This is a genomic window from Pseudomonas sp. Q12-87 (assembly GCF_001269755.1).
Taxonomy (GTDB): Bacteria; Pseudomonadota; Gammaproteobacteria; order Pseudomonadales; family Pseudomonadaceae; genus Aquipseudomonas; species Aquipseudomonas fluorescens_S.
Window position 1 is genome coordinate 191,354 of the sequence record NZ_LHVI01000020.1, and the last position, 25,191, is coordinate 216,544.

General features: G+C 61.5%; 22 protein-coding genes. 18 read left to right on the forward strand and 4 right to left on the reverse strand.

Annotated elements, in window-relative coordinates:
- Positions 1–77: 77 nt before the first annotated feature.
- Positions 78–1,367, reverse strand: coding sequence for an APC family permease (locus AD663_RS14500; protein WP_256217215.1), 1,290 nt, complete (start codon positions 1,365–1,367; stop codon positions 78–80).
- A gap of 253 nt (positions 1,368–1,620) precedes the next feature.
- On the reverse strand, positions 1,621–2,568 hold the full coding sequence (locus AD663_RS14505) for an ABC transporter substrate-binding protein (protein WP_053214003.1): 948 nt from the start codon (positions 2,566–2,568) through the stop codon (positions 1,621–1,623).
- A 315-nt stretch (positions 2,569–2,883) separates the two neighbouring features.
- Here AD663_RS14505 and AD663_RS14510 point away from each other — a divergent pair, with 315 nt between their 5' ends.
- The 5 genes from AD663_RS14510 to AD663_RS14525 all read left to right on the forward strand — a co-directional run bounded on the left by AD663_RS14510 (position 2,884) and on the right by AD663_RS14525 (position 6,448).
- The gene (locus tag AD663_RS14510) at positions 2,884–3,876 is read left to right on the forward strand and encodes an aliphatic sulfonate ABC transporter substrate-binding protein (protein WP_003182073.1); all 993 of its coding nucleotides are present in this window, start codon (positions 2,884–2,886) and stop codon (positions 3,874–3,876) included.
- Positions 3,877–3,936: 60 nt separating this feature from the next.
- Positions 3,937–4,794, forward strand: a complete 858-nt coding sequence (locus AD663_RS14515) for an ABC transporter permease (RefSeq protein WP_003182074.1) — start codon at positions 3,937–3,939, stop codon at positions 4,792–4,794.
- 14 nt (positions 4,795–4,808) lie between these two features.
- The gene (locus AD663_RS14520) at positions 4,809–5,522 is read left to right on the forward strand and encodes an ABC transporter ATP-binding protein (protein WP_003182075.1); all 714 of its coding nucleotides are present in this window, start codon (positions 4,809–4,811) and stop codon (positions 5,520–5,522) included.
- Between the two features lie 120 nt (positions 5,523–5,642).
- Positions 5,643–5,804: a hypothetical protein gene (locus tag AD663_RS29090; RefSeq protein ID WP_003182076.1), complete on the forward strand. Its 162-nt coding sequence runs from the start codon at positions 5,643–5,645 to the stop codon at positions 5,802–5,804.
- Complete coding sequence (locus AD663_RS14525) at positions 5,801–6,448, forward strand: helix-turn-helix domain-containing protein (RefSeq protein WP_003182077.1); 648 nt, start codon at positions 5,801–5,803, stop codon at positions 6,446–6,448. Before AD663_RS29090 ends, AD663_RS14525 begins: the two co-directional genes overlap by 4 nt.
- Before the next feature lie 14 nt (positions 6,449–6,462).
- Here the strand turns inward: AD663_RS14525 and AD663_RS29325 are convergent, their stop codons facing one another.
- Positions 6,463–6,972 (reverse strand): hypothetical protein, encoded by a 510-nt coding sequence (locus tag AD663_RS29325; protein ID WP_083455152.1) that lies wholly within the window; start codon positions 6,970–6,972, stop codon positions 6,463–6,465.
- A gap of 263 nt (positions 6,973–7,235) precedes the next feature.
- Positions 7,236–8,195 (reverse strand): threonine dehydratase, encoded by a 960-nt coding sequence (locus AD663_RS14535; RefSeq protein WP_003182079.1) that lies wholly within the window; start codon positions 8,193–8,195, stop codon positions 7,236–7,238.
- A 95-nt stretch (positions 8,196–8,290) separates the two neighbouring features.
- On the opposite strand from AD663_RS14535, the gene AD663_RS14540 reads away from it, so the two are divergent.
- From AD663_RS14540 to AD663_RS14600, 13 genes are all read left to right on the forward strand, one after another.
- Positions 8,291–9,094, forward strand: coding sequence for an AraC family transcriptional regulator (locus tag AD663_RS14540; protein ID WP_033046042.1), 804 nt, complete (start codon positions 8,291–8,293; stop codon positions 9,092–9,094).
- A 247-nt stretch (positions 9,095–9,341) separates the two neighbouring features.
- Positions 9,342–11,216: a 3-dehydroquinate synthase gene (locus AD663_RS14545; protein WP_053214004.1), complete on the forward strand. Its 1,875-nt coding sequence runs from the start codon at positions 9,342–9,344 to the stop codon at positions 11,214–11,216.
- Entirely contained in the window at positions 11,213–12,103 is an 891-nt protein-coding gene (locus AD663_RS14550; protein WP_053214005.1) for a UbiA family prenyltransferase, read from the forward strand. The genes AD663_RS14545 and AD663_RS14550 overlap by 4 nt, the downstream gene beginning before the upstream one ends.
- Positions 12,100–12,873: an EboA domain-containing protein gene (locus AD663_RS14555; RefSeq protein WP_033046043.1), complete on the forward strand. Its 774-nt coding sequence runs from the start codon at positions 12,100–12,102 to the stop codon at positions 12,871–12,873. Before AD663_RS14550 ends, AD663_RS14555 begins: the two co-directional genes overlap by 4 nt.
- Positions 12,874–12,911: 38 nt before the next feature.
- On the forward strand, positions 12,912–13,796 hold the full coding sequence (locus AD663_RS14560) for a TatD family hydrolase (protein ID WP_003182085.1): 885 nt from the start codon (positions 12,912–12,914) through the stop codon (positions 13,794–13,796).
- Positions 13,793–15,022: a metabolite traffic protein EboE gene (eboE, locus tag AD663_RS14565; RefSeq protein WP_003182086.1), complete on the forward strand. Its 1,230-nt coding sequence runs from the start codon at positions 13,793–13,795 to the stop codon at positions 15,020–15,022. Before AD663_RS14560 ends, eboE begins: the two co-directional genes overlap by 4 nt.
- Positions 15,012–16,466 carry an alkaline phosphatase family protein gene (locus AD663_RS14570; protein WP_053214006.1) on the forward strand — a complete coding sequence of 485 codons (1,455 nt, stop codon included), beginning with the start codon at positions 15,012–15,014 and terminating at the stop codon, positions 16,464–16,466. Before eboE ends, AD663_RS14570 begins: the two co-directional genes overlap by 11 nt.
- Positions 16,436–17,575, forward strand: a complete 1,140-nt coding sequence (locus AD663_RS14575; RefSeq protein WP_053214007.1) for a hypothetical protein — start codon at positions 16,436–16,438, stop codon at positions 17,573–17,575. Before AD663_RS14570 ends, AD663_RS14575 begins: the two co-directional genes overlap by 31 nt.
- A 12-nt stretch (positions 17,576–17,587) precedes the next feature.
- A complete protein-coding gene (locus AD663_RS14580; RefSeq protein ID WP_053214008.1) occupies positions 17,588–19,969 on the forward strand; it encodes a hypothetical protein in 2,382 nt (793 codons plus the stop codon).
- Between the two features lie 62 nt (positions 19,970–20,031).
- Entirely contained in the window at positions 20,032–20,955 is a 924-nt protein-coding gene (locus tag AD663_RS14585) for a hypothetical protein (RefSeq protein ID WP_003182090.1), read from the forward strand.
- An 18-nt stretch (positions 20,956–20,973) separates the two neighbouring features.
- The gene (locus AD663_RS14590; protein ID WP_003182091.1) at positions 20,974–22,275 is read left to right on the forward strand and encodes a hypothetical protein; all 1,302 of its coding nucleotides are present in this window, start codon (positions 20,974–20,976) and stop codon (positions 22,273–22,275) included.
- A gap of 3 nt (positions 22,276–22,278) precedes the next feature.
- Positions 22,279–24,090: a hypothetical protein gene (locus AD663_RS14595; protein ID WP_003182092.1), complete on the forward strand. Its 1,812-nt coding sequence runs from the start codon at positions 22,279–22,281 to the stop codon at positions 24,088–24,090.
- A 32-nt stretch (positions 24,091–24,122) separates the two neighbouring features.
- Complete coding sequence (locus AD663_RS14600) at positions 24,123–25,178, forward strand: hypothetical protein (protein ID WP_053214009.1); 1,056 nt, start codon at positions 24,123–24,125, stop codon at positions 25,176–25,178.
- Positions 25,179–25,191 lie beyond the last annotated feature (13 nt).

Here is a 25,191-nt window from a genome sequence, read left to right on the forward strand (position 1 = left end):
GGGAACCCTGCCGTTGCGAAGCACGCTAGCCAACGCCACATGAATCGGCAAGCGCCGGCCTTTCTGAAGCACCTCGGTCATGGCGAAGGCCCGGACCCACCGCCTAGCCTGGCTTTTGCCATCGGCATGGCCATGCGCGTGCAGGCATACAACAGCACACCGGCCAAGACCATGGCTGCACCGCGCAACCAGGTTTCCAGGCTTTGCTGGCTGAGCAACAACAAGCACGAGACGATGGCCAGGACAGGCACCCAGGTCGGAACCCGAAAGTGATCTTGCGCAACCTTGTCACGCCGCAGCACCAATACCGCCAGATTGGTACTCAAAAATACGAAAAGCAGCAACAGGACGACCGTCTCGGCCAGCGTGGCGAGCGTGCCTGTCAGGGTCAGCGCGATGGACACCAGGGTCGTGGCAACGATAGCCACCCACGGTGTCCGCCGCTTGGACAGGACCTTCGCCAGGGGTGCCGGCAACAGACCCTGGCAGGCCATCCCGTAGGTGAGCCGGCTCGCCATGATTAGCGTCAACAACGCACCGTTGGCGACCGCTATGAGTGCGATGAACGCGAACACCCGTGGCGAAACATCGATCCCCGACACCCGCACGACCTCAAGCAAAGGCGCCGAGGTCGCAACCAGTTGATCCATGGACAACACCGAGGAAGCGGCGACCCCTACCGCCATGTAGACGATGCCAGCGGCCAGCAACGCGCCGAACAATGCGCGCGGATAGACACGGCGCACGTCGCGTATTTCCTCGGCGAGGTTGGCGGATGTCTCGAAGCCGACAAACGAATAGAACGCCAGCAACGCCGCTGCCAACACCGCCAGCCAGGGGCTGACGCCAGGCTTGAATTGCAGGGCGCTGTCCAAGTGTCCCTGTCCAGACCTGAAAAACCAGATTGCCGCCACGATGACCAGGATCAGGCCGGAAAGCTCGATGATCGTCATCACCAGGTTCGCCCCGAGCGACTCCTTGATGCCCCTGGCATTCAACAGCGCTATCACCACCAGAAAAGCCAACGCCGCGACGCGGGGCGAGACGTCGACGAATGCCCCGAGATAATCGCCGGCAAAGGCCAGGGAGAGACCGGCCGCACTGGTCACCGCAGCGGCCAGCATGCAAAAACCGACCAGGAAAGAAATCAGCGGAGCCTTATAGGCTTTCTCGGCAAATACCGAAGCCGCACCGGCCTGCGGGTACTTCGTCACCAGTTCGGCATATGAGCCGGCAGTGAGCATCGCGAAAAACAGCGCGAGCAACAACGGCACCCAGATTGCGCCCCCGACGCGCCCTGCGATGGTCCCGGCGAGTGCATAGACCCCGGCACCGAGGACATCACCGAGAATGAAAAAAAACAGCATCGATCCGCTCACGGCTCGCCGCAGTTTGGCCCTGGATTGGGGAGGCGTCACATTCATGTTCTGGCTCAGGCAATGGTCATGCAGTGACGCAATGCCAGGCTCCGCGCCAGGCAATGGCATGACTCTCTGAGCAGTGGAAATATTCACCGGGGGAAAGTTCATAAATGTTGGCGCCAGGCCCGCTATCCGGGGCCTGGAGCACAGCGCCGTCATGGCGAACGGGCAGGCGATGGCGGGTGGGTGACGCCTCGATTCAGCGGCTCAAGGCCTGGCTGAACGACGTGTCGATGATCCCGGCCGTAGCCAGCGGAGTCGGCAGTGCCTTGACCTTGAACAGGAAGTCCGCCGTGCCCTGAAGGTCAGCGGCGGCCTGTTGGTCCACCGGGCCGATGCTCATATGCGCCTGGCGCAGCCAGTGGCGCGAGACGTTCTGGTCAAGATTGGCTTTCTTCGCCCAGAGGTCGGCGTATTGGTCGGTGTGGTTGTCGACCCAGGCGCGGGCTTGCTTCACACGTCCAAGAAAATCGGCGAGGGCCTCGCGCTTGCTGTCAATGGCCGGTGTCGACGCGGCAATGGCGCTGAGACCGGGCATCAGGTTCTTCGCCGTCAGGATCGGCCGGGCACCGGAAAACAGGATCTGCTGGGAGATATAGGGTTCCCACACCGGAAAGGCATCGATGCTGCCCTGGGGCAACGCCGCGGCCGCATCGATGGGCATCAGCTTGATGAACTCGACATGATTCGCGGGCAGACCGGCTTGCTCCAACGCCCGCAAGGTCAGCTGCTGGCTCCAGGCGCCGGGCCAGTAGGTGACTTTCTTGCCCTTGAGATCAGCGATGGTCTTGACAGGTGAGTCCTTGGGCACCAGCAGTGCGATGGTGTCCGGGTTCTGTCGCGAGACCCCGATCAACTTCACCGGGGCCTGTTTCGCCGCCAGGAACAAAAAGCCCGAATCGCCGAGGAAACCCACATCAAGGTCACCGGTGCTCAACGCCTCGGCCAGGGGCGCAGCAGCCTGGAAGTGTTTCCAGTCGACGCTGTAGGACGCGCCTTCGAGTACGCCCGAAGCCTCTACCGAAGCCCGCACGTTGTAATAGTTCTGGTCGCCGACGTGGAGTACCAACGGCTCGGCGGCCTGGGCCAAGGGAACGGCGAACAACGTGCCGGTGATCAAGCGGCGCAGGCAGCGAGAGAGCTTCATGAGGGTTCCTGGGAATAAGTGGTTGGATGAGTTACATAGAACATAACGCGCTCATGGAAGGCGTTTGAAATTCTATAAACGCATAAGCTCATAGTCGGAAATCGAACAGTGTCGGGCCAGCAACAGCGACACAACAGACTGTTGCCTGGGCAACATCGCCGTTGCGTCCGGCATTCCACAGCTGCGCGAAAACCGGCCGTTTCCCGGCCGTGGCACAGAGTTTGCGATATTCCTTGGATGCAGGACTTCTTCCTGCTTGGCGATCTTTTGGAAATAAAAAAGACGCCTATTCGCCGCCTTATCTGGAGCAGCTCCATGAAATTCGACTTTCGCTTCTCGCTGGTCCGTGCCAGCCACCTGCTCAGTGCCTGCGCCCTGGCCCTGAGCTTGCAATCGCTGGCACAGGCTGCGCCCAGCGACCCCGCCGAAGTGCACCTGGACTACGCCTATTACTCACCGGTCAGCCTGGTGCTCAAGCACTTCGGCTATCTGGAAAAAGCCCTCCCCCAGACCAAGGTGAGCTGGGTTCTCAGCCAGGGCAGCAACCGCTCCCTGGAGTACCTCAACAGCGGCGGTGTCGATTTCGCCTCGTCCGCCAGCCTTGCCGCCGTGCTGAGCCGGGCCAACGGCAGCCCGATCAAATCGGTGTACGTCTACAGTCGCGCCGAATGGACCGCCCTGGTGGTGCGCAAGGACTCGCCCTACCAGACCATCGCCGACCTCAAGGGCAAGAAAATCGCCGCCACCAAAGGCACCGATCCCTATTTGTTCACCCTGCGCAGCCTGCAACAGGCCGGGCTGAAAAAAGACGACGTGGAGCTGGTGCATTTGCAGCATCCGGACGGGCGTACCGCCCTGGAGAAAGGCGACGTCGACGCCTGGGCCGGCCTCGACCCACACATGGCCGCCAGCGAAGTGCAGGCCGGCTCGCGCCTGCTGTACCGCAACCCTGGCTTCAACAGCTATGGCGTGGTCAGCGTCACGGAGAAATATGCCCAGGAGCACCCGCAAACCATCAAGACCGTCCTCGCCGCGTATGAGCAGGCTCGCGAGTGGTCGGTGCAGCATCCGCAAGCGTTGGCCACGCTGCTGGCGGACGAATCCGGACTGCCGCTCGAAGTGGCCAAACTGCAACTGTCACGCACTGACTTGGGCAGTCCGCAGTTGAGTGCCAAGGATGTATTGGCCTCCAAAGCTGCCGCGCCGATCCTGGTCTCAGAGGAATTGGTGCGTCGTGGGGTAAACGTGGATCAGGTGATCGACCAACTGCTCGACACCGGCCTGCAGCAGGCCGTGGCCCGTCAATAACCATCGCCACGCGACGTCGGGTCCGCGCCAGGCGCGAATCCGGCGTTGCCGGAGAACCCCATGAGCCGCAACAGCAATGACCTCACCGGCAAACATCTGGACGCTCGATTGGCTCTGTCCGCATCGGGCAAGATTCCCCTGTTCGACTCCGCTCGCTGGCAATTGCGGGCCAAAGGCTTGGTCCTGCCGGTGCTGATCATCGTGGTCCTGGAGATCATCGTGCGCATCGGTTGGCTGCCCTCCTACCAGATGCCGGCCCCCAGCGAGATCGCCATGACCTTGGGTGACCTGGCCGAAGGCGCGCTGTGGAAGCACATCGGCGCCAGCCTGCTGCGGGTCCTGCTGGGCTTTGCCATCGGTGCGGGGCTGGCGTTGATGTTCGCTGCCTGGGTCGGCTTGAGCCGGGAAGCCGAGGCCTACCTTGAGCCAACCTTCGCCGGCCTGCGCTCGATCCCGAGCCTGGCCTGGGTGCCGTTGCTCCTGCTGTGGCTGGGCATCGACGAAACCTCAAAAGTGGTGCTGATCGCCATAGGTGCGTTCTTTCCGGTCTACCTCAACGGCGTGGCGGCGATACGCAACATCGACCGCAAGCTCGTGGAGGTCGGCCAGATGTACGGTTTCAGTCGCCGGCGCCTGGTGCGGCGGATTCTCCTGCCGGCCGCCCTGCCCGGCCTGTTCACCGGCCTGCGCAGCGGCATGAGCCTGGCCTGGATGTTCCTCGTGGCCGCCGAACTGATCGCCGCGACCAAAGGCCTGGGCTACCTGCTCAGCGACGGTCGCGAAACGTCGCGGCCGGACATCGTGCTTGCCGCAATCATCGTGCTCGCCGTGCTGGGCAAGCTCAGCGACGGCATTCTTGCCAGCCTGGAAAAGCGCTGGCTGGCATGGCGCGACACCTTCAATGGCCAGAGCACCTAGACCAAGGATTGACCATGACCCAAGCCCTGCTGGACATCCATGTCGAGCGCAAGACCTTCGCCGCCACCACGGTCCTCGACAATATCCACCTGCAACTGCAACCAGGGGAAACCGTCAGCCTGCTGGGCCCCAGCGGCTGCGGCAAAAGCACCTTGCTACGCATCATCGCCGGCCTGGAAACGGACTTCGAAGGGCGGCTGCTCAGCCGTACCGAGCCCTTGGCGTTCGTGTTCCAGGAGCCGCGCTTGATGCCGTGGCTGACGGTGGAGCAGAACATCGGGTTCGTTGATGACGACCGTTACGACAAGGCCTGGGTCGCACAATTGATCGAGGAAGTCGGTCTCGCGGGCTTCGCCGCTGCGTTGCCCAAGACGCTGTCCGGTGGCATGGCGCAACGGGTGGCCATCGCCCGCGGGCTGTATTCGCGGCCACGGGTGCTGTTGCTGGACGAACCGTTCAGCGCGGTGGACGCCTTTACCCGGATGAAACTGCAAGACCTGTTGCTGCAATTGGCCCAGCGTCACGCCATTGCCCTGCTGCTGGTGACCCACGATGTCGACGAGGCGCTGTACCTGAGCGACCGGGTACTGGTGATGGACAACCGCCCCAGCAGCATTCGCCAAGAGTTGAGCGTGCGACTCAACCATCCGCGTGATCGCCGGGACTCGCTGCTGGCCCAGCTAAAAGCGTTGTGCCTGACCGAATTGCATCGCGCCCATGTAATTTGAGCGGGCGATTTCTAATAACGTAAATGAATTAATAAATAAACAATCAGTATTTATGGTTATAAACATAACCACGTACTCTCAACCCATCCCGTCCCATTGGTCACGACAGCGAAGTGCCTTATGAAACAGACTGACAACGTTATCGACCTCGTCCAGTACCGCAAGCGCAAGCAAGCCCAGCGACTGGCGCGGGCCATGTGGGAAATGTATGCGCGCAATGCGGGTTACCAGGCGTTCCAATGGGTCCAGGCAACCCAGCCGACCAAGACGTACCACGCGTGAGCGCCCAGGAACCCTCGCGCTTTCTGGCGAGCGCCGACGAACCCGAAGTGGATCTGAATAACCTGGAAGCCTTGGATGAAGATCCGATCTGCGAACGGGTCGCGCAGAACCTGCAACGCCTCAGAGGCAAGCGGCACCTGTCCCTCGACGCCCTCGCCCGCCAATGCGGAGTGAGCCGGGCGATGCTGGCGCAGATCGAGTCCGGGCGCAGCGTGCCCTCGATCAAGGTGCTGTGCAAGATTGCCAAGGGTCTGAAAGTGTCGGTGGCGGCGTTTCTCGAACACCGTGCCTTCGAAGGTGTGGCGGTGCTGTCGGCCAGCCAGAGCAAACGCCTGGTCAGCGCCAACGGTGCCTTTGTCAGCCGTACCCTGTTTCCTTTCGACGTGGCACGCCAATCGGAGTTTTACGAATTGCGCCTCAGCCCGCTGGGTGAGGAGCAGTCCGAGGGACACGGCCCCGGCGTCCAGGAAAACCTGGTGGTGTCCCAAGGGGTGCTGGAAATCAGCGTCAATGAGGAACGCTATCTACTTTCCACGGGCGACTCGATCCTGTTTTACGCCGACCAGCCGCACCGCTATCGCAACCCGGCCGACAGCGAAGCGGTGGCGTACCTGGTGGTGACCTACCCGGAACGCCTGGACTGAAAGCCCGGCTGCGATCAGCAGGTGCAGCACATCACTGGCATGCCATTGCAGCTCATCATCATCGGCATGCTGCAGTCGCTCATCATTTTCATCATCAGGGCGCAGCAGTTTTTCATCATGTCCATGTTCATGCCCGCCATCGGCATGACCTTGCACATCATGCAGTCGGCCATCACGGTGCATTCCATCACGCACTTCATCGATGGCATCGGCATGCCCATCATCGGCATAGGCATCATCATGCTCGACATCGGCATGGCCATGCTCGCCGAGGACATGCACATCATGCTCATGTTGCCGCAGTGCATCATCATCGGCATGCCGCAGTTCATCATCATCTGCATCATGTCGGCGCTGTTCTTGAACATGGCCATGTCCATGCCGGCGGCAGGCATCATTTTGCACATCATGCCGTCGTCCATCATTTCGCAGGTCATGGTCGCCATCATCATCGGCATGCCCATCATGGGCATCATCGGCATGTTGGCGTTCATCGGCATTTGCATTTGCATGGCGTTCATCATGGTGGTGTTTCCTGTAAGGATCGGTAGTTGGACGAAGCTGATGGGGGCGATTCTAAGCATCGGCCCGCGTCCAACAAGATGGCGATCGAACAGCTGGAATGAACGTTCAAGCAGTCTAAACGGGGCGAAGAATGCCGGTTTATCTGCCGCTGCGCGGGTATGGATTCGATTGCAGAAAATCCACAAACGACAGCTTCGATTCCACGGTCATGGATATGCAATTATCGCCTATATTAATAACCGTAAGAAATAAACGTTCTAACCTATTCACTCATCACGTTCGCATACACCGGTCGATCGATATTCCCGCCCGAAAGAATCACAGCCACCTTCTTCCCTTTCATCGCTTCGCGCTCCTGTATAAGCGCGGCGAGGGCTGCTGCCCCTGCTCCTTCGGCAAGGTTATGGGTGTCGGTGTAGTAGACGCGCATGGCCTCGGCAATTTCATGATCGTTGACCGACACGATCCGCGCCGCGCCCGCCGCATAAATGGCGAAAGCCTCGGGAATGGGTTTGCGTACCGCAAGGCCGTCGGCAAAGGTATTCGCCGAAGCGGTCTCGCAAAGGGTTCCCGTCTCGAACGAAGACTTCGCCGCCGTCGCCTCGCTGGACACCACCCCAACCACCTGGGTTTTCAAGTCCAGGGCATCGCGGGCGGCGATCACTGCGCATATGCCCGAGCCACAGCCTATGGGCACGTAGACGGTGTCCAGGTCCGGCACAGCCTCGAACAATTCAAGGGCGTAGGTCGCCACGCCTTTGACCAACTCGCTGTGGAACGGCGGCACCAGGAACAGATCATGCACCTGCGCCAGGCGTGCCGCCTCGTCTCGGGCCTCATCGAAATCGCGGCCATGCTCGACCACTTCGCCGCCGAAGCCACGCATGGCAGCGTTCTTTTCCAGTGAATTGCCATTGGGCACCACGATCAAGGCTTTCAGCCCCAGTGCGCTGGCCGCCAGTGCCAGGCTCTGGCCATGGTTGCCCCGAGTCGCCGTGACGATGCCCTTGACCTGAGGGTGTGTGCGTTTGAGCCAGTGCATGAAAGTCAGGCCGCCGCGCACCTTGAAAGCACCGGTGGGTGTGTGGTTTTCATGCTTGACCCATACCGTGCAGCCAAGCCGTTGTGCCAATAACGGCCAGGCGTATTGCGCGGTTGCGGGCATGAATTGGTACACGTGGCGTGCCGCCTGTTCGATATCGTCGCGCGTCAGTTTGTGCATGGCTGTGCCTCCTGGTTTTTGCCCAGTCTAGCCACGGGCATCACAGGCCGGCTTTCAAAAAACCGACCTGACTTTTATGCCCGGTCTTCACTACTATGGCGCTCATGAGCCATCGAAATCGCCAGCCGCCCCTCCCGCCAGAACCGGTCCGTCGGATCGAGGCAGGGCCTTGGGCGATCGAATTGCTGCCCGGCTGCGCCTACGCCACCCGCTATGTAGCGACCCAGTCGGCGATCGGTTTTGCCTTCGACAGCCAGCGCGGCCGGCACGCCATTGGCAGCGACCGGGTGCTGCCGTTCGAGGCCATGCCCAATGGCCTGGCGTTTGTCCCGGTCGGGTGTGATGTATTTTCCGAGTCGCCCATGGGCGGCGAATACCTGCGGCTCATGCGCACCGACGGCGCTACGCTGGAGGGACCGCATGCATTCAACAACCGTATCGACCAACAGGCCATTGCCCTCGCCCTGCGAATGCGCCGCGCGCTGTTGCATCCCGGCGTCGAGGACGATTGGGAGGCCTGGGCGCTCGGGTTGGCGCTGCGGGTGAAGGGAAGCGAAACCTCTCCGGCCTCCTCGCCAGCGTCCATCACCGGCAACCGGATGCGCCTGCTCGACGAATTCATCGATGCCGGCCTCGAAGGCCCGCTGGAGGTGCAGGCGATGGCTGACCTGCTGGGGTTGTCCGAAGGGTATTTCATGCGGGCGTTCAAACATGTAACCGGCAAGAGCCCACACAGTTACCTGATCGACCGACGCCTCGCCAAGGCCAGGGCCCTGATGCGCGACTCAACCGCCAGGCTGAGCGAGATCGCCCACACCTGCGGCTTCAATTCCCAGGCGCACATGACCACGGTGTTCAAGCAACGCCTGGGCATCAGCCCGGCGCGGTTGCGTAGATAACCGTGACGAGCCGGGCAATCGGCTGATGCCAATCATTCGGCGACTAAATCCGGCTTCAAATCAAATTGCCATCAGATGGCCTTGCAAATATACGTTGGCCGTCTAGATTCAACCCTGTCTCCCACCACTTCATGAACCGCATCTAAACCAGCCCCTCGGGCGAGGCGTCCATCGACCTAAAACATACACTCGGCGTTGCTTTCAATTACTGACATGGAATCAGTCATAACAACAAGAGGGATGCTTGATGAAGCATGGCCGTGGGTATCGTTTGCTCTCGCAAAGAGGAGCAGCCGGACATTTCTGGCTGTCACTGGTTTGCTTTTCTGGCCTGGTGATCGCCAGCTTCCTGTTGTTCGAACAACAGATCCAGGATTTCCTGGCCCATCTCAACCTGTACCTGCCCTCCACACCCTCGCAGAAATTCAACCTGGCGCTGCTGCTGATCGCCCTGCTGGCACTGGACGTGGTGCTGCCGGTCCCATCGAGCATGGTCGCGCTGCTGGCCGTGGCCATGCTCGGCAGCCTGGGGGGTTACCTGGCGATTTTCATCGGGCTGTGCCTTGGCGCCGGACTGGGCTATGCGCTGGGCGCCGGCTATCTACGCCTGCTATCCGGCCGCCTGGGCCTGCATCAGCGCCAACCGGGGCAACTGGCCTATCGGTTGGGCACGCTCTCGCTGATCTGTCTGCGCGGCGTGCCGGTCCTCGCGGAAACATCGGTCGTCGCCGCCGGCATGCAACGCTATCCACTGCGCCCGTTCATCCTGGTCACCACGCTGGCCAACGCCGGTCTCGCGTTGGCCTACACCGCCATCGGCGCCTTCCTCGTCGAACAGAACGCGTTGCTGGTGACGCTGCTCGCCAGCATGGTATTGCCGGGGCTTTTTATCGCTGGTTACAGCCTGTTCAAGTCCCTGCGCCGGCACGACGCGGACCCACCCTTGCACGGACGCTTCAAGGTCAGCTACGACTACCCGGTGCTGTTTACCGATCATCTGTTCGATCCGCTCAATCCCTGCCTGCACCACCAACTCATGGCTGGGCACAGGGGGCCGGTGACGGTGCTGGTATTCGCCGATGAACAGTTGCTGCAAAGCGCCCCGCAACTGCCCGTGCAAATCAACGCTTACTTCGCCAGCCATTTCCCGGATCTGCATCTGCAGGCCCCGACAATCGCGGTCCCAGCCGGCGAGTCGAGCAAGGATTCGCAAGTGTTGCAACGCCTGTATAGCGACATGCTGCAGCATGGGTTGGACCGGCATTGCTATGTGCTGGCCCTGGGCGGCGGCGCAGTGCTGGATGCGGTGGGCTACGCCTGCGCGACGTTTCACCGCGGCATTCGCCTGATACGTATCCCCAGTACGGTGCTCGCCCAGAACGACGCCGGTATCGGTGTGAAAAACGGCATCAATGCCTTCGGCCAGAAGAACCTGCTGGGAGCGTTCTACCCCGCCACCGCCGTCATCAACGACTTCCAATTGCTCACCAGCCTGACCCGACGCGACCAGATCGCCGGGCTGGCCGAGGCTGTGAAGGTGGCGCTGATCAAAGACCAGGTTTTTTTCCAATGGATGGAGCAACAGGCCGACGCCCTCGCCCATTTCGATCATCCAGCCAGCCGCTACGCGATCCGCCGCTGCGCCGAATTGCACCTGGCGCACATCACAGGCGCCGGTGACCCGTTCGAGCGCGGCAACGGGCGCCCCTTGGACTACGGGCACTGGGCCGCCCACAAACTGGAAAACCTCAGCCACCATCGGCTACGCCACGGTGAAGCCGTCGCGGTGGGCATGGCCCTTGACGGGCTCTATGCCAACGCCCTGGGGTTGTTGAGCGACAGCGACACCGAACGGCTGCTGCATCTGCTGCTCAAGCTCGGTTTCTGCCTGAACCCGCCGGAACTGACCTTGAAAGACGCCCAAGGGCGCTCGCAGGTTTTGCTCGGGCTGGAGGAGTTCCGCCAGCATCTGGGCGGCCAACTCTCCATCCCCATGCTCAACCGGATCGGTGAGTCGGTGGACGTGCACGAAATCGATACCGCACGAATGGAGCAGGCGCTACAGCGGCTGTCCACCCAGGTCGACCTTGGACTTTCCCTGAACGAGGGGTGTGCGCAATGAGCCAGGCGTCGCTGGACCTCAAGGCCTGGATGACCCTCGGCCGCGTGTCCAACCTGCCCACGGTGTGGACCAATACCCTGGCCGCCGCCCTGTTGGCCAGCAGCGCCGGCGGCTTGGCACCGCCGTCTTCCCTGGTGTGGATCCTGCTGTTGGCAGCATTGTCGCTGCTATACCTGGCCGGTATGTTGCTGAATGATCTGTTGGACGCCGACTGGGACCAACAACATCATAATCCGCGGCCGATTGCCCTGGGCCTGGTCAGCCGCCAGCAAGTACGGTTGGCCACGGCGTTGCTGCTGGTGCTGGCCGCGGCCTCGCTGCTGGGCCTGAGCCGGCTGATCGAGCAGCCGCACTGGCTGGTCGGCAGCGCCATCCTGCTGGTGAGCTGCATCCTGGGCTACAACCTGCTGCACAAGAAATACGCCCACAGTGTCTGGCTGATGGGTGCCTGCCGCTCGGCGCTCTACCTCACCGCAGCGGCAAGCCTGGCGGTGCCGGCGCAACCGATCTGGCTCTGTGCCCTGCTGCTGGGCGTCTACATCAGCGGCCTGACCTACCTGGCTCGCCAGGAACACCGCAACCAACTGATCAGCCGCCTGCCCCTGTTGCTGATGCTGAGTCCGCTCGCCCTGGCGATCTATAGCGACAACGTCTGGTTTTGGCCGGTGTTACTGATATGGCTCGGCTGGTTGGGCTGGCATTACTGGCGCAACCTCGCCAACCCGCGGCAACGACAGGTCCGCGCCTTTATCGGCGCAGGCCTGGCGGCCCTGCCGCTGTTCGATGCCCTCGTGCTGGCCGTGGCTGACCAACCATTGGGCAGCCTGCTCTGTGTACTGGTGTTTTTCCTGCTCCCTCATTTCCAGCGCTGGGTCAAACCAACATGAACACGGACCTCACGGCGCAGGCATCGCCGGCCCTCCAAATGCGCCACGACTGCCTGAACACGCAACGCCAAAACTTCACCCATCCGCTCGATGAAATCGAACGGCGCTGGTGGCGTCAGGCCCAAGAGCAGCTTGCCCAACGCCCGGACGCCAACACCGCAGCGCGCTTGAGCAGCCAATGCAAACGCAACCTCAAAGAGTGTGCGCTGCCCGACAGCGAGGGCTGGAGCAACGTGCAACTGGCGCGGGCATTGATGTTGGCCCAAGTGCTGGAGCAGCAGCCCCTCGGCGAACAAGTGCCCTTGCTACGCCAGTTGTTCCTGTGGGGCGACGATCAGGAAAAGATCGCCACCTTGAAAGCCCTCGATTGGTTCGATAGCCGTGGGGTGTGCGTCGACCTTGCGCTTCAGGCCGGGCGCACCTGCAACAGCCAGGTGTTCGCCGCCCTCGCCCTGGACAACGCCTACCCGTCGCGTCATTACGACGAACGAGCCTTCAACCAACTGGTGTTGAAGGCGCTGGGCATGGGCCTCGATGTGCGGCGCCTGGTCGGCCTGCCGCACCGACAAGGCGTCACCCTCAATCAATTGGCCCTCGACCTGCTGGACGAACAACTCGCCGCCGAACGAACGGTGTCCGCCGGCTTGCCCCACGTGATCGCCTTCGACCTGCTGAGCCCGGCGCAACGTCAGCGCCTGGCCGGCCTGAGCCAGCAACAACGCTTGCCGCTGCAATGGCGGGTTCACCTGGACGGCCCTTCGCCGAACTGATGCCCCGCCCGTCCCTGCCCATACGACGAGGATTCACCATGCTCAAGTACTTCGACCCGCACATCCATATGGTCAGCCGCACCACCGACGACTATCAGAACATGGCGGCCGCCGGCATCACCGGGATCATCGAGCCGGCTTTCTGGCAGGGCCAGGCCAGGACCAGTGTCGGCAGCTTCATTGACTACTTCGACACACTGCTGGGCTGGGAGCGTTTTCGCGCCAGCATGTTTGGCATTCATCACTTCTGCACCATCGGCCTGAACCCCAAGGAGGCCAACGACCTGTCGGTGGCCAATGAGGTGCTCGAGATACTGCCGCGCTACCTGGTGAAGGACGGTGTGGTGGCAGTGGGCGAAATCGGCTACGACGACATCACGCCGGAGGAGGATCGCTTCCTCGCCGCTCAATTGGAGCTGGCCCGGCAATTCAATCTGCCGGTGCTGGTGCACACGCCGCACCGCGACAAGATCGGCGGTACCAAACGCACCCTTGCGGTCATTCGCGAGGTCGGTATCGCCGAACATCTGGTGATCATCGACCACCTCAATGAACTGACACTGCCCCTGGTGCTGGACAGCGACTGTTGGCGCGGCCACTCCATCTACCCCAACACCAAGATGTCGGAACAGCGCATGGTCGCCCTGCTGCAGCAGTACGGCACCGAAAAAATGGTCGTCAACAGCGCCGCCGACTGGGGCATCAGCGACCCGCTCAAGGTGCCCAAGACCGGCCAGGCGATGCTGACGGCCGGCTTCAGCGAAGCCCAGGTCGAGCAAGTGCTGTTCCATAACCCGGTGGACTTTTTTGCCCAGAGCGGCCAGTTGGACAAAGCCTTGGTCGGCACGCCCCTGCCTATCGACCAGCGGCGGCAGTGGCAGGAAAACTCGGCCCTGCGCGGCCAGGAGCCGGTGATCAAATGAGCGCTGCCATGGGTTGGACTGCCACGCAGATCGGTTATTGCAGCAACGTGCACCCGACCCATGACCTGGGCGGGCTGCGTGCATCCATCGACCGGCATTTCCAGACCGTACGAACCCTGCGCGGGCTGGACAGGCAGGACAGCGGAATGTGGATCAGCGCCCGCGCCGCCGCCGAACTCCAACACGCCTCGGCACGCACCGACTTCCTCGACCTGCTGCAACGCAGCGGGCTGCGCCTGACCTCGCTCAACGGGTTTCCCTACGGCCAGTTTCACCAGGGCGCAGTGAAAGCCGACGTCTACCGGCCCAGTTGGGCCGCCCCCCAGCGGTTGGCGTACAGCATGGACCTGGCCCGGTTTCTCGCCCAGGCCCTGCCAGCGGACTGTCACCAGGGGGTGATCTCCAGCGTGCCGCTGGGCTACGCCGCCCATTGGAGCCCGACGTTGCAGCAACAGGCCGAGCAACAACTGCGCGAGCTCACCGCCGCGCTGGCCCGGCTGCAACGGGAGACGGGCAAGAAAATCCTGGTCTGCCTGGAGATGGAGCCCGATTGCGTGCTGGAAAACACCGACCAAGCCATCGCCTTCTTCCGCCACTGGCAGGCCATGGACCCACACCATGAACATCTGGCGTTGTGCTTTGACGTCTGCCATCAGGCGGTGATGTTCGAAAACTGCTATGAATCGCTGGCCCGGCTGCGTCAGGCCCAGGTCCCCATCGGCAAGATCCAGCTGTCCAACGCCCTGATCTGTCGCCTGCCTCAAGATGCCCAGCGCCGCGAGCACGTACTCAAGACATTGAGCAGCTTTGCCGAGCCGACCTACCTGCATCAAGTGAAGGCACGCGATGGCCAGTCCCCATTATCGGCCTGGCCGGACCTGCCCGCAGCCCTGGATGAGCATGAGAATAACCAGTTTTCCCACCCCGAATTGAGGATTCATTTCCACATCCCGCTGTTCAGCGAGCAATTGCTGTTGCCGGAACTCAGCGGCAGCCAGATTGCCCTGTCGCAGACCTTCGACTTCCTCGCGGACCATGGGGATTTTCGCCCGGTACTCGAAGTGGAAACCTACAGTTGGGGCGTCCTGCCCAGCCAGTTGCGCCCCACCACCGAGCACGCTCAACTCCAGGGAATCGTGGCCGAACTGCGTTGGGTCGAAGAGCAACTACGGCAGCGGCAGTTGCTGCAGCCCCATGGGCTGGAGGCCTGCGCCGATGTCCTCTGAACAGCCTTGTCAGCCGCTGCTGCTGATTAATGTGGTCGGTCTGACGCCCGCCTTGCTCGGGGATGCGACGCCGCACATCAACGCCCTGTTGAAGACCGCAAAAATGGCCACGTTGCAGCCGGTGTTCCCGGCCGTCACGTCTACAGTGCAGGCCTCGATCCTCACCGGATTGCCGCCATCGGAGCACGGCATTGTCGGCAATGGCTGGTATTTGCGCGATCAGGCCGAAGTGCGTTTCTGGCTGCAACCCAACGCGTTGATCCAAGGGGAAAAGGTCTGGCAGACCATCAAGCGCCAGCGGCCCGGGTTTCGCTGCAGCCAGTTGTTCTGGTGGTACAACATGTATGCGGATGTGGACGCTGCCATCACCCCGCGACCGCACTACCCGGCTGATGGCCGCAAGGAGTTCGGCCTGTATTCGACGCCGGCCTCGTTGCACGAGCGTATCGAACAGCAGATCGGCAAGTTTCCCTTCCCGGGCTTCTGGGGCCCGGCGGCCGGCATCGCCTCAAGCCGCTGGATCGTCGACTGCGCCATCGCTGAATTCCAGCTCGACCGCCCCGATCTGCAATTGATCTACCTGCCCCACCTCGACTATAGCCTGCAACGCCTGGGGCCCGATCACCCGTCGATCGCCGACGAGGTGCGGGCCATCGACAGTGAGGTGGGCCGTCTGCTCGCCTTTGCCCAGGCCCAAGGCGCGGCGGTGATGCTGCTGTCCGAATACGGGATCGAGGCCGTCACGCAGTCCGTTTCCATCAACCGAGTGTTGCGGGCCGAAGACCTGTTGCAGGTGCGCCAATCATTGACCTGGGAATTGCTCGATCCTGGTGCCAGTGCGGCCTTTGCCGTGGCCGATCATCAGATCGCGCATATCTACGTGAAACAGGCGCAGGACATACCGCGTGTCAAGGCGCTGTTGCAGCGCCAGAGCGGCGTCGAACGGGTGCTGGATAAAACCGAGCAACGGGCCTGGCAGCTTGATCATCCTCGCAGCGGTGAGCTGGTGGCCGTGGCCGCAGCCGGTTACTGGTTCGATTACTACTACTGGTTCGACGATCGCAAGGCCCCGGATTTTGCCCGCACCGTGGACATCCATCGCAAGCCGGGCTACGACCCGCTCGAGCTGTTCGTCGACCCGGCCATTCGCTTCCCGAAATTGAAAGTGGCGCGCCGTCTGCTGCAGAAAAAGCTCGGCTTTCGCTACTACATGGACCTGATTCCACTGGACACCCGCCTGGTCCGCGGCAGCCACGGTCGGCTGCCCGCGAGTAAAACGACAGGCCCGCTGCTCATCACTAATTGTGATCTGCCGTTGCCACAGCACCTTGCGGCCACGGCGGTGAAGCAACTGCTCCTCGAACATTTCCTGGGGCACCCTCATGCCGATACGGCGAATGCCAAGGAGCTTCCATGCGGCGAGCCATTTCCATCACTGTTCTAAGTGCCCTGGCCGGTTTGGCCCAGGCACAGAACGCCAATAACTTCAATTGCAGCAACTTCCTGCAATTTGGAGCCGACATCAACACGACCCGGAAGGCGTTTACCGACAGCCCCGAGACCATGGCCTGGAACTGGTTCGTCTGTTTGAACCAGTCCGACGCCAAGGGTTACAGCCGTCAGTGGGAGCTGTTCAAGCCTTCCGATCAGGTCTATCTGGCCAATGGCGCCAACCCCGGTTCGTATGACAGCCGCATGAAGCCACCGAGCGAGGTGCTCAGGCAAGCCAAAGCCCTGGGGCTGGACCCGAACCGTCTCCTGCATAACATCAACGCCGTACAGCAGGTCGACGGCCTGAGCCTGGCCATGGGCGGCGTTGCCGTGCCTGCCGCACAACAAGGTCACGTAGTGCGCTTTCAACTGCTGATGGGCCAGGACACCTACGACTACATCGTAAAAACCAATGTCTACAACGTGAATGGTCAAGAGGCCCTGACAAGCAACCTGAACTTTCCGGTCACGGCCTGGGAGTTGAAAACCGCCTGGCTGTGGATCGGCACGGACGCGAACTACAAGAAGCAGCTGGAAAAAGATGGCTACTACGTGGCCCAGGCCTACTACGCCGTGGGCACCGGGTACAAGGTCGGCTATGCGGCGTTGAGCGGTTTGCATGTGGTCAACAAACTGAACCCCGACTGGGTCTGGACCACCTTCGAAAATCTCAACAACCCCAAGTACACCGTGAACAAGGACTATCCGCCTGCGCCGATGACAAACAGCACCGGGCCGACAGCGGACGCCAAACCGGTCAACGCCCGGTTCCAGGCCAATAACCCGACGCTGTCGAAGTACCAGTTGATCGGCGTGCAATTCCAGCCCATTACCCAGGTCCTGGCTAACTCGCAGTTGGAGTCGGCATTCCAGGACACTTCGTCCTGCCTGGCTTGCCACGGCACCGCCGCCTACTCGAAGAACAACGGTTACTTCAGTTTCGCCATCCCGACCTCAGGCGGTCTCACCTATCCCACTACACCGCTGCCGGAGAAGGCCTTCGTCGGCTACAAAAAATTGGATTTTGTCTGGTCGTTGAAACACGCCCAGTGGCAACGCTAAGGAGAGCACGACATGAGCATATTGAATTTCCCCCGCATCTACCTCAACGGCGAGATGTTCTGGAACCCGCCGACGGCCAACAACAATGACATGTTCCCGCTGTACGACGCGGTCAACATGGACATCAACTGGCCGTTCGTGAAGCACTTCGGCATCGACCCCCACAATGCCCCCGACAGGCTGATGCCATGGACTCTCTCGACGCAGTACATGGCCGACATGCCGATCTATGTGCAACAAGTGCCAGGCAATATCAATCCGAAGCATGACCCGTACATGCCCGCCGAATGGGATCTGTTCGGTGATAACGGTTGCGGTCTGGTGAACTACGGGAAAACCACCTCGACCATCATCGGTGGCGAGCTGCAGGCCAATACCTATATCGATCAGGATTCGCTGATCGGCGCGCAATACCACTTACTCGGCAGCCCTCTGGGCAGCTCCGCCCCGACCCCGGCGCGCTTCGTGGACATCAGCCCATGGCAGAACACGTTCACGGCATTGTATTTCGACAAACTGGTGCTGGGGGATACGTCCTGCGGCCTGACCCTCAACCGCAAGTATCGGATGATGGACCGCTTCCTGAACTTCAATTGGGGAGCCCTGGGTAGCCTGGTGAACATCAGCACCACCTGGCAGACCTGCTTTCCGAAGGAGAACCTGGAATGGGCGATTGGCAGCTCGCGTCTGCTGGCCAACCTCCAGCAGCAGATGACGCAGCAAGGGGCACAGGGTCTGATGTTCCGATTTTCAACCTACCTGACCTGCTACGACAAGAACGGTGTGTTCAACGATTACACGCAGCGCCCCAACACCCGTTCCAACCACCCGGACATCATGGCGAAAGTGCGTGACCTGTACAGGGAAGGTTTGAACAACGTCAACCAGATTTTCTTCAACCCCGCCTACAGCCGCACCTCGGCGGTGCTCGGTCTGTGGCTCGCCAACGAATACCCCACCGCTCCCGCCGGGGTCCGCCTGGTACCCACCCAGCCAATCTCGGTCGTTCAACCGGGTCCCGATGGAAATCATAGTGTCCCATTGGGGGTGATCTCGGCGCAGATCAACGGTAATACCCTGTCGCTGGACCTGAGCAACACGTTCCCGTGTTATCCCGTGGACCCCGCAGCCGACATCCTGGTCCCTGAGAAATTCCACGCCGGAGACTACCTGTTGGGCGTGCGCCAGAAGGGACGGTTCATGGCGGGGATCGGCTTCGGCTTCGATAAATACCAGCAATCGGCTTTCGAGCTACGTTCAGGCATCCTCGACCTCACGCTCAACCCCGAAGCCAAGGCACTGCTGCAGTCCGGTCCTCTGCTGCTGCAACAGCGCATCCCGGCCGCCCCTCCGAAGATGGCCGCCGGCCAGCAACTGTGGACCGCGGAAGTCATCGAGAGCGGCAGCTTCATCGATGTCGGTGACCGCAAGACGCTGAGCATCATGGTGCAGAAAAATGGTCTGCCGGCCGTCAACACCACGCTGTATGTGGCGGAGTACGGCAATCCCTACATGGTGACCAGCAGCCATTACTACCTGGCTTTCAGTAATGCGGCCGATTTCACGCTGTTCTACGACTACCCGTCGGCCCGTATCAACAATACAGCCAACCTGCCGCAGTTCATCGACGCACCTAAGGTCGCCCTCTATCGAAGCACCGGCAGCGGTCGCCGGCTGACCGACCTGCAGGACGTGCCCGAACCCGTGGGCAACCCGGTCGGGTATCAAGACTTCCTCAGAACGTCCGGTACCCCGGTCGCCGTCGACCTGCGCCCCTGCCTGGTCTTCGACAAAGGCATCAATGGCACCGGTACACTGCAGGACAAGAAGGCCAGCAGCGTCAGTTACTCCTACGCCGTCATCACCACCAACGCCCAAGGCATCGCCCAGATAGGCTGCCGGGCAGTGGCGCCAGGCTTCCCTACCTTGCGCTTCTTCGTGCAGGAGAACGGCAAAAAACCGGCCATTCCGTTCAGCTTCCCGATCACCCAGGCCTACGTCGACTTCCTCGCACCGATACGGGTGCTGCCACTGGACATGCAGTTGCAACAGGACTTCATCGACACTTGGAACGCCATCTACGAGAAGACAAACGCTCCAGAGCTGCTGTGGGACAAGTTCATTTATCCAAAGATCCTGCAGACCTTCTATTACCTGTACCCCATCATGAACAAGTTCATGCCGCTCAATTCCCGGACGCGCGTGGAGGGCGCAGTCGACCAATTGATCTTGCTGATCAGCAAGGATTACCAGGACCAGAGCACCCTTGCGATGCCCATCACCCGGGACATGTCCCAAAGCCGCCGCGCCGTCCTGGAGCTGTGGGCCAAGCGCCTGGTGAAATTCAACTATCCGCCCAAGAAACTCAGCATGAGTGACTACAACGGCCTTTGACGATTTCGCCCAGGATCACCGGGTGGCGAGCCCGCCGCCCGGCACTGCACAGGAGTGTCGATATGAAAGCCTGCATTTTGAACCGACTGTTGTTACTGATCCTGTTGTTCAGTCCGGGGCTCTTTGCCCAACAGGACAGCGGCGTGGTGTACTTCACCATGGGCGTGCACAACACCGAGGGTTGCAACGAACAGAACGGCAATTGCATCGCCAAACGTACCCCGGGCGAGCCTTCCGATCCGTTTTTCCCGGCGGCCTGGATCAGCGACTGGACCATGTACCGGGTAATGCACAACTACGAAAAAAACCCGCCGCCCTACAGCAATCCCCCGGCCACGCTGACACCGGCGGACTACACCGTCTCCCGGGGCACCAGCTATTACGACACGGCTTATATCCCGGCCGATGGCGACGGCTTCGGGGCGATGATGGAGCACTACGAGAAATACTGCCTGCCGATCTTCCCGATCAAGAACAACAACTACACCTGCTCCTTCGTGTCCCTGGGCAACAAGGCGTACTTCCTGACCTACCCGCAAGATCGCCCCAAGGACATGCCAGCCTGCTGCATGTTTTCGCCGATGAATCATCCGCCGCGGCAAGACTTCATCCAGCACCTGCCCTACAGCGCCGCGCGCAGCAAAAACCTCGATGGCAGCGTGCAGGCCTACGCCCTGGACCTGGACTCGCCGCAAGGTCCGATCCTGTTCGGCTATGCCTTCTACAAGAAAATGTCCGGACAGCCGCTTTACCGGCAGCCCCAGTCGTTCTTTTTCTCCGGTGACGCCAGCGTCGCCAACGCCCCTATCGTCAGCCAGAACTACACCCACTTTCGCATCGCCAAACCCGACCCTGCCAAGACCTGGGCGCAGGTGGCCGCGATGTGCCCGGCAAATCCTCCGCCCTGCCAACTGTTCGAGCCGCCGGCTTCGCAGGGCAACGGCCAGAAGGCCCAGTGGAACAAGCTCATGCAGCGCAAACCCTGACCCCGTCGAAGGATCGCCATGAAAACCACAATCCGTTTCACCCTGATACTGCTGGGCCTGGCCAGCCTGCCGGGCCTGGCACTGGAGCAGTCCCAGCAAGCCACGCCGTCAGCGCTCGCCACGAATCTCAATTGCCAGCCTCCCAGCTCAGCACCAACCGCCACAGCCAGTCAGGACCTGTTCGATCAATACAGCTGGCAGCTGTTCATAGCGCTGAACTGGCCCGTCCAGGCGGGGCAGCGCGGCGATCCCGACTGCAGCAAACAACCGGGGGACCCTGGCTACACCGTCTGGCAGACCTACAAGACCGTGGAAGAAATCTTCCTGCCACAGGGGGCTGATCCAGGCCCATGGAACACCCCGCAGCTTGCCAAGAGCCTGGGCATCATCAACATCGCCGCGCTGAAAAACAGCAGCCAGGTGAATGCCGTCGACCAAGCCGTCGGCGGCTGGCTGATCGACCAGGCCGGCAACCCGACGTACTACGACATCTCCGCCAACGAAACCTCCTACAACTACATCGTTGCCAACAGCTTCTACAACGCCGCGGTGGTTTCCAAGGCCAGCAACATCCTCTTCCCCAATGGCGTTATCGAGGTCAAATCGAGCTGGCGCATCCTCACCCCCCATGACAACGCCAGCCACTACCTGACCATGCTCGCCCGCGTGGCCACGTTCGACGACCAGGGCCAGCGCACGGGTGTCACCGAGGCCTACCTGGGCCTGGTGGGCCTGCACATCATCACCAAGGTGAACGGCTATCCGCAGTGGATCTGGTCGACGTTCGAGCAGATCGACAACGTCCCATCCAAGGCACTGGTGAACGGTCAATGGGTTGACCAACCGACTTCCGGCATCGCCTATTCCTACTTCAACGCCACCGCGCCCCCTGCCACCCTCAACCAATCGCCCTGCGACTGGCAGACCCAAGGCACACATCTTGTCTGCGTGCCGAAACCCGGCACCACGTTCCAGACCCCGAACCCGCTCAACCGGTTTACCCCGATCGCTGACATCACCAATGGCGTCAACAGCCGTTACCGCAGCGACCCGGGGCTGCAACGAAGCGCCTTGAAGTACTACCAGCTCATCACCACCCAGCGCCCGTTGATGCCGGACAATCCCAGCAACCCGCTGGGCCAGCCGACACCCGCCCTTTCGGCCAACGTGACCATGGAAAGCTACATCCAGCCCAACAGCAGTTGCATGAATTGCCACTCGATGGCGACACCGGTCAAAAGCCCCTACAAGGCCGATTATTCCTACCTGTTCAAATTCGCCAACGCACCTGCCGCCAAAACCACCCAGGACGGGAAATAGATCATGAGCATTCTCAATGGACCACGGCTGAACTTCTGGGGCGGTATCCGCACCGACGTCAGCGTCCCGAACAACTCGCGCACCATTGCTTATGACGGCAATCCGGCATGGCCGCTCTTCGACCTGACCACCTCGACCGTGGCGCCGAGTGCCCAGTCCTGCACCGACGATCAACTGAACGACATCATCAATACCCCCCAAGGCAAGGACAAATACACCCTCGGTGGCTGGAACCACTACGGGCAGCACGTCGTCGACATGCAGAACGCCTTGATCAGCTCCCAGGGCAATCCAGGCAGCATCAACACCACCGGCGACCTGGTGGGCCAGGCCGTGTACCTGCTCGGCTCGGTGGATCCGGTAACCGGCCAGGGCCCCGTTTCCGGCCCGATGATGGTGGACCTGGACCCCACCGCCTCGACAACGACCCAGATCTTCGTCGGCGGCCTGCAGATCGGTGGCAACGACAACATCCAATTGCTGATCCGCAGCAATACCGTGTGCAACAGTTTTGACGTGGAGGGACGTGTGCTGTTGCCGGCGAAAATGGACGCGCCAGGATCGTTCCACGCCAGCGGCACGTTCCAGTTGACGTTCCCCTTGAGCAGCATCGTCAGTTGGAACCAGAACAGCAGCGGCCTGCGCTCGATCATCCAGGCACCGGGCGCGACGGGCATCGTCCTGCGTTTCGTCATGTTCGAAATGTGCCCCACGATGACCACCGCCCAACTGGACGCCGATTACGCCGCCGGTAAATACACCCCCAACCCCAGCATCGGCCGTGTCATCGGCACGTTGGCCCCGGCCTTCGCCGACGAGCCGCTGAACTGCCAGCCGGGCCGGCAGTTGGTCAACCAGGATACGAGCAATGCCGGCTATGCCGAGCTAGGCACCAACGGCTACCTGAGCATCGACATGGTGAATGTCATTCCGAAGGAAACCTTCAGGGCCGTCAGGGACGACATCACCAGCCCTATCGGGCCCAACGCGAACTATGGCCCCGTGACTATCAGCGCAGGCACTACCGTGTTGGCCACCCTCGAGCCGACCAGCTCTCCCCTGCTCGACTACTACGTCTATGGCGGTATCGTCGACCTGCCCATGACCGCCAGCCAGAAGCTGGCGGCACAGAGCACCGTCCTGACGATCAGTGCGCCTGGCAAGGTTGCCAACACCACTTTGCAAGCCACGGAATCGCCCTATCGGCTCTACGCCGACCAGCGCAACGTCTACCTGGAGGACTACGCCAACGGCCTGTCGATCACCCTTCAAGTCAGATTCCTGGGCGGCCCCGTCCCCGCCACGACCGAAATCGGCCTGCAAGCGTCGGCGATTGCATCGTATGACGAGCCGCAATATTGGGACTTCCTCGATTTCCCGGCCTCGCTGAGCGTAACCGCCGGTCAGCTCTCAGTCAGTTTTCCAGTGAGCCTCAAGTCCAATAGCGCCGCCCAGGCGGGTTTCGTCGCCCTGACCTGCACGGCCAATGGTCTTGAAAGCAGCAGTTATTTCACCAACTTTCGCAAATACGCGCAGGCCGACTTCGGCATTCCCAAGGGCACCATCATCACCTGGCCGCTGATGTACCCCAACGTCCTGCGTTTTCACTACCTGGCGTTCCCCGCCATGTCGCGCTACATCCCGCTGAATCAGCCCGACGCCATCATGGGCGCGAAGAACCCGATCCTCGCCCGCACCTCCGATGCCTACAAAGGCACTACGCTGTTCATGCCCGTGGTGCGCTCGATGTCGCCTTGCCAGCGGGCACTGCTGCGGGCCTATCTCACCGGTGAACCGTGGCAAGCACCGCAATGAAAGCGTCCCCTTTTTGTTCATGGAGAGAACCTATGCCCGCGCCCCTGCATATCCCCGCCCAGCCGGGCGAAACCTTGCGCCCGAGCACAATCATCGCCGAGGACCTGCTGAACCCTCGTGGCCTGTGCCTGGAGGCCGACGGCAGCCTGTTGTTCACCGAAGCCGGCACGGGGCTGCCCGACCAGCCCTTCAGCGGCCGCATCAGTCGATTGCGAGCGGATCCGCACCAACCGGGCGCCTATCTGCCCCGCGAAACAGTCGCCGATGGTTTTCGCGCCATGAACATGCAGGCGCGCATGATGCGTGATGAAATCATGGGCGTGTCGGACGTCGCTTTCGGTGACGGGCGCTGCCTGGTCAGCCAGACCGATTATGTCGAGGGTTCCAAGCTGCTGGACCTGCAATACACACCGCCCGAACCGGTGTTCCATAGCCGTGGCAACCTGAATGCGCTGTGCTATCACCCGACCCGCCGCAGTTGGCTCGCGGTCAAGCCCGATACCAATCAGTTGGTGGAGTTCGCCACCGGTCAGGTGGAGCGCGTGTTGGCCGAACTGCCCGAACTGGACCAAGGCCAGGAAGCCGTTCCCGTTACGCTGGTGTATGAACCGGCGACGGACGCCGTGCTGATCAGCCTGTTCTCGGGAGAACTGCACGACGACCCGGCCCGCAAGGGCATCGACTTCGCCGAGAAGGCAGGCCAGGTGGTTCGGGTATGGCCCGCCACCGGCGAGATCGACGTCTTGATACGCGGCCTGCAATTGCCCACCGGGTTAGCGCTGCGCCCCGACGGGAACCTGTTGGTGCTGGAACTCTGCGAGGGCCTGCAACAGCCCTTGCCGCCCGACTGGAATGGCGAACCCTTGCATGGCGGCTTTACCCGCTTCAGCGGGCGATTGCTGGGCTGCAACTTGCCAACGGCCCAGGTCACGGTGCTCGCCCGCGGCCTGGATACCCCTTCCAACCTGTGCCTGCTGCCAGACGCGGTATTGATCAGCGAAGGCATGGGGCTGCTCGGTCGCCCCCTGCCGACCCCAGATGAAAAGGTAGTGCCATTAAGAGGCAGGCTTCGTCGGGTGCAGCTCTGAACCCATACCGGCA

What these genes read in the sequence shown, in the direction of transcription:
- AD663_RS14500 (WP_256217215.1), bottom strand. Translation starts at nt 1,367, where the DNA reads ATGCTGTTTTTTTTCATTCTCGGTGATGTCCTCGGTGCCGGGGTCTAT.
- AD663_RS14505 (WP_053214003.1), bottom strand. Translation starts at nt 2,568, where the DNA reads ATGAAGCTCTCTCGCTGCCTGCGCCGCTTGATCACCGGCACGTTGTTC.
- AD663_RS14510 (WP_003182073.1), top strand. Translation starts at nt 2,884, where the DNA reads ATGAAATTCGACTTTCGCTTCTCGCTGGTCCGTGCCAGCCACCTGCTC.
- AD663_RS14515 (WP_003182074.1), top strand. Translation starts at nt 3,937, where the DNA reads ATGAGCCGCAACAGCAATGACCTCACCGGCAAACATCTGGACGCTCGA.
- AD663_RS14520 (WP_003182075.1), top strand. Translation starts at nt 4,809, where the DNA reads ATGACCCAAGCCCTGCTGGACATCCATGTCGAGCGCAAGACCTTCGCC.
- AD663_RS29090 (WP_003182076.1), top strand. Translation starts at nt 5,643, where the DNA reads ATGAAACAGACTGACAACGTTATCGACCTCGTCCAGTACCGCAAGCGC.
- AD663_RS29325 (WP_083455152.1), bottom strand. Translation starts at nt 6,972, where the DNA reads ATGATGAACGCCATGCAAATGCAAATGCCGATGAACGCCAACATGCCG.
- AD663_RS14535 (WP_003182079.1), bottom strand. Translation starts at nt 8,195, where the DNA reads ATGCACAAACTGACGCGCGACGATATCGAACAGGCGGCACGCCACGTG.
- AD663_RS14540 (WP_033046042.1), top strand. Translation starts at nt 8,291, where the DNA reads ATGGCGCTCATGAGCCATCGAAATCGCCAGCCGCCCCTCCCGCCAGAA.
- AD663_RS14545 (WP_053214004.1), top strand. Translation starts at nt 9,342, where the DNA reads ATGAAGCATGGCCGTGGGTATCGTTTGCTCTCGCAAAGAGGAGCAGCC.
- AD663_RS14550 (WP_053214005.1), top strand. Translation starts at nt 11,213, where the DNA reads ATGAGCCAGGCGTCGCTGGACCTCAAGGCCTGGATGACCCTCGGCCGC.
- AD663_RS14555 (WP_033046043.1), top strand. Translation starts at nt 12,100, where the DNA reads ATGAACACGGACCTCACGGCGCAGGCATCGCCGGCCCTCCAAATGCGC.
- AD663_RS14560 (WP_003182085.1), top strand. Translation starts at nt 12,912, where the DNA reads ATGCTCAAGTACTTCGACCCGCACATCCATATGGTCAGCCGCACCACC.
- eboE (WP_003182086.1), top strand. Translation starts at nt 13,793, where the DNA reads ATGAGCGCTGCCATGGGTTGGACTGCCACGCAGATCGGTTATTGCAGC.
- AD663_RS14570 (WP_053214006.1), top strand. Translation starts at nt 15,012, where the DNA reads ATGTCCTCTGAACAGCCTTGTCAGCCGCTGCTGCTGATTAATGTGGTC.
- AD663_RS14575 (WP_053214007.1), top strand. Translation starts at nt 16,436, where the DNA reads ATGCGGCGAGCCATTTCCATCACTGTTCTAAGTGCCCTGGCCGGTTTG.
- AD663_RS14580 (WP_053214008.1), top strand. Translation starts at nt 17,588, where the DNA reads ATGAGCATATTGAATTTCCCCCGCATCTACCTCAACGGCGAGATGTTC.
- AD663_RS14585 (WP_003182090.1), top strand. Translation starts at nt 20,032, where the DNA reads ATGAAAGCCTGCATTTTGAACCGACTGTTGTTACTGATCCTGTTGTTC.
- AD663_RS14590 (WP_003182091.1), top strand. Translation starts at nt 20,974, where the DNA reads ATGAAAACCACAATCCGTTTCACCCTGATACTGCTGGGCCTGGCCAGC.
- AD663_RS14595 (WP_003182092.1), top strand. Translation starts at nt 22,279, where the DNA reads ATGAGCATTCTCAATGGACCACGGCTGAACTTCTGGGGCGGTATCCGC.
- AD663_RS14600 (WP_053214009.1), top strand. Translation starts at nt 24,123, where the DNA reads ATGCCCGCGCCCCTGCATATCCCCGCCCAGCCGGGCGAAACCTTGCGC.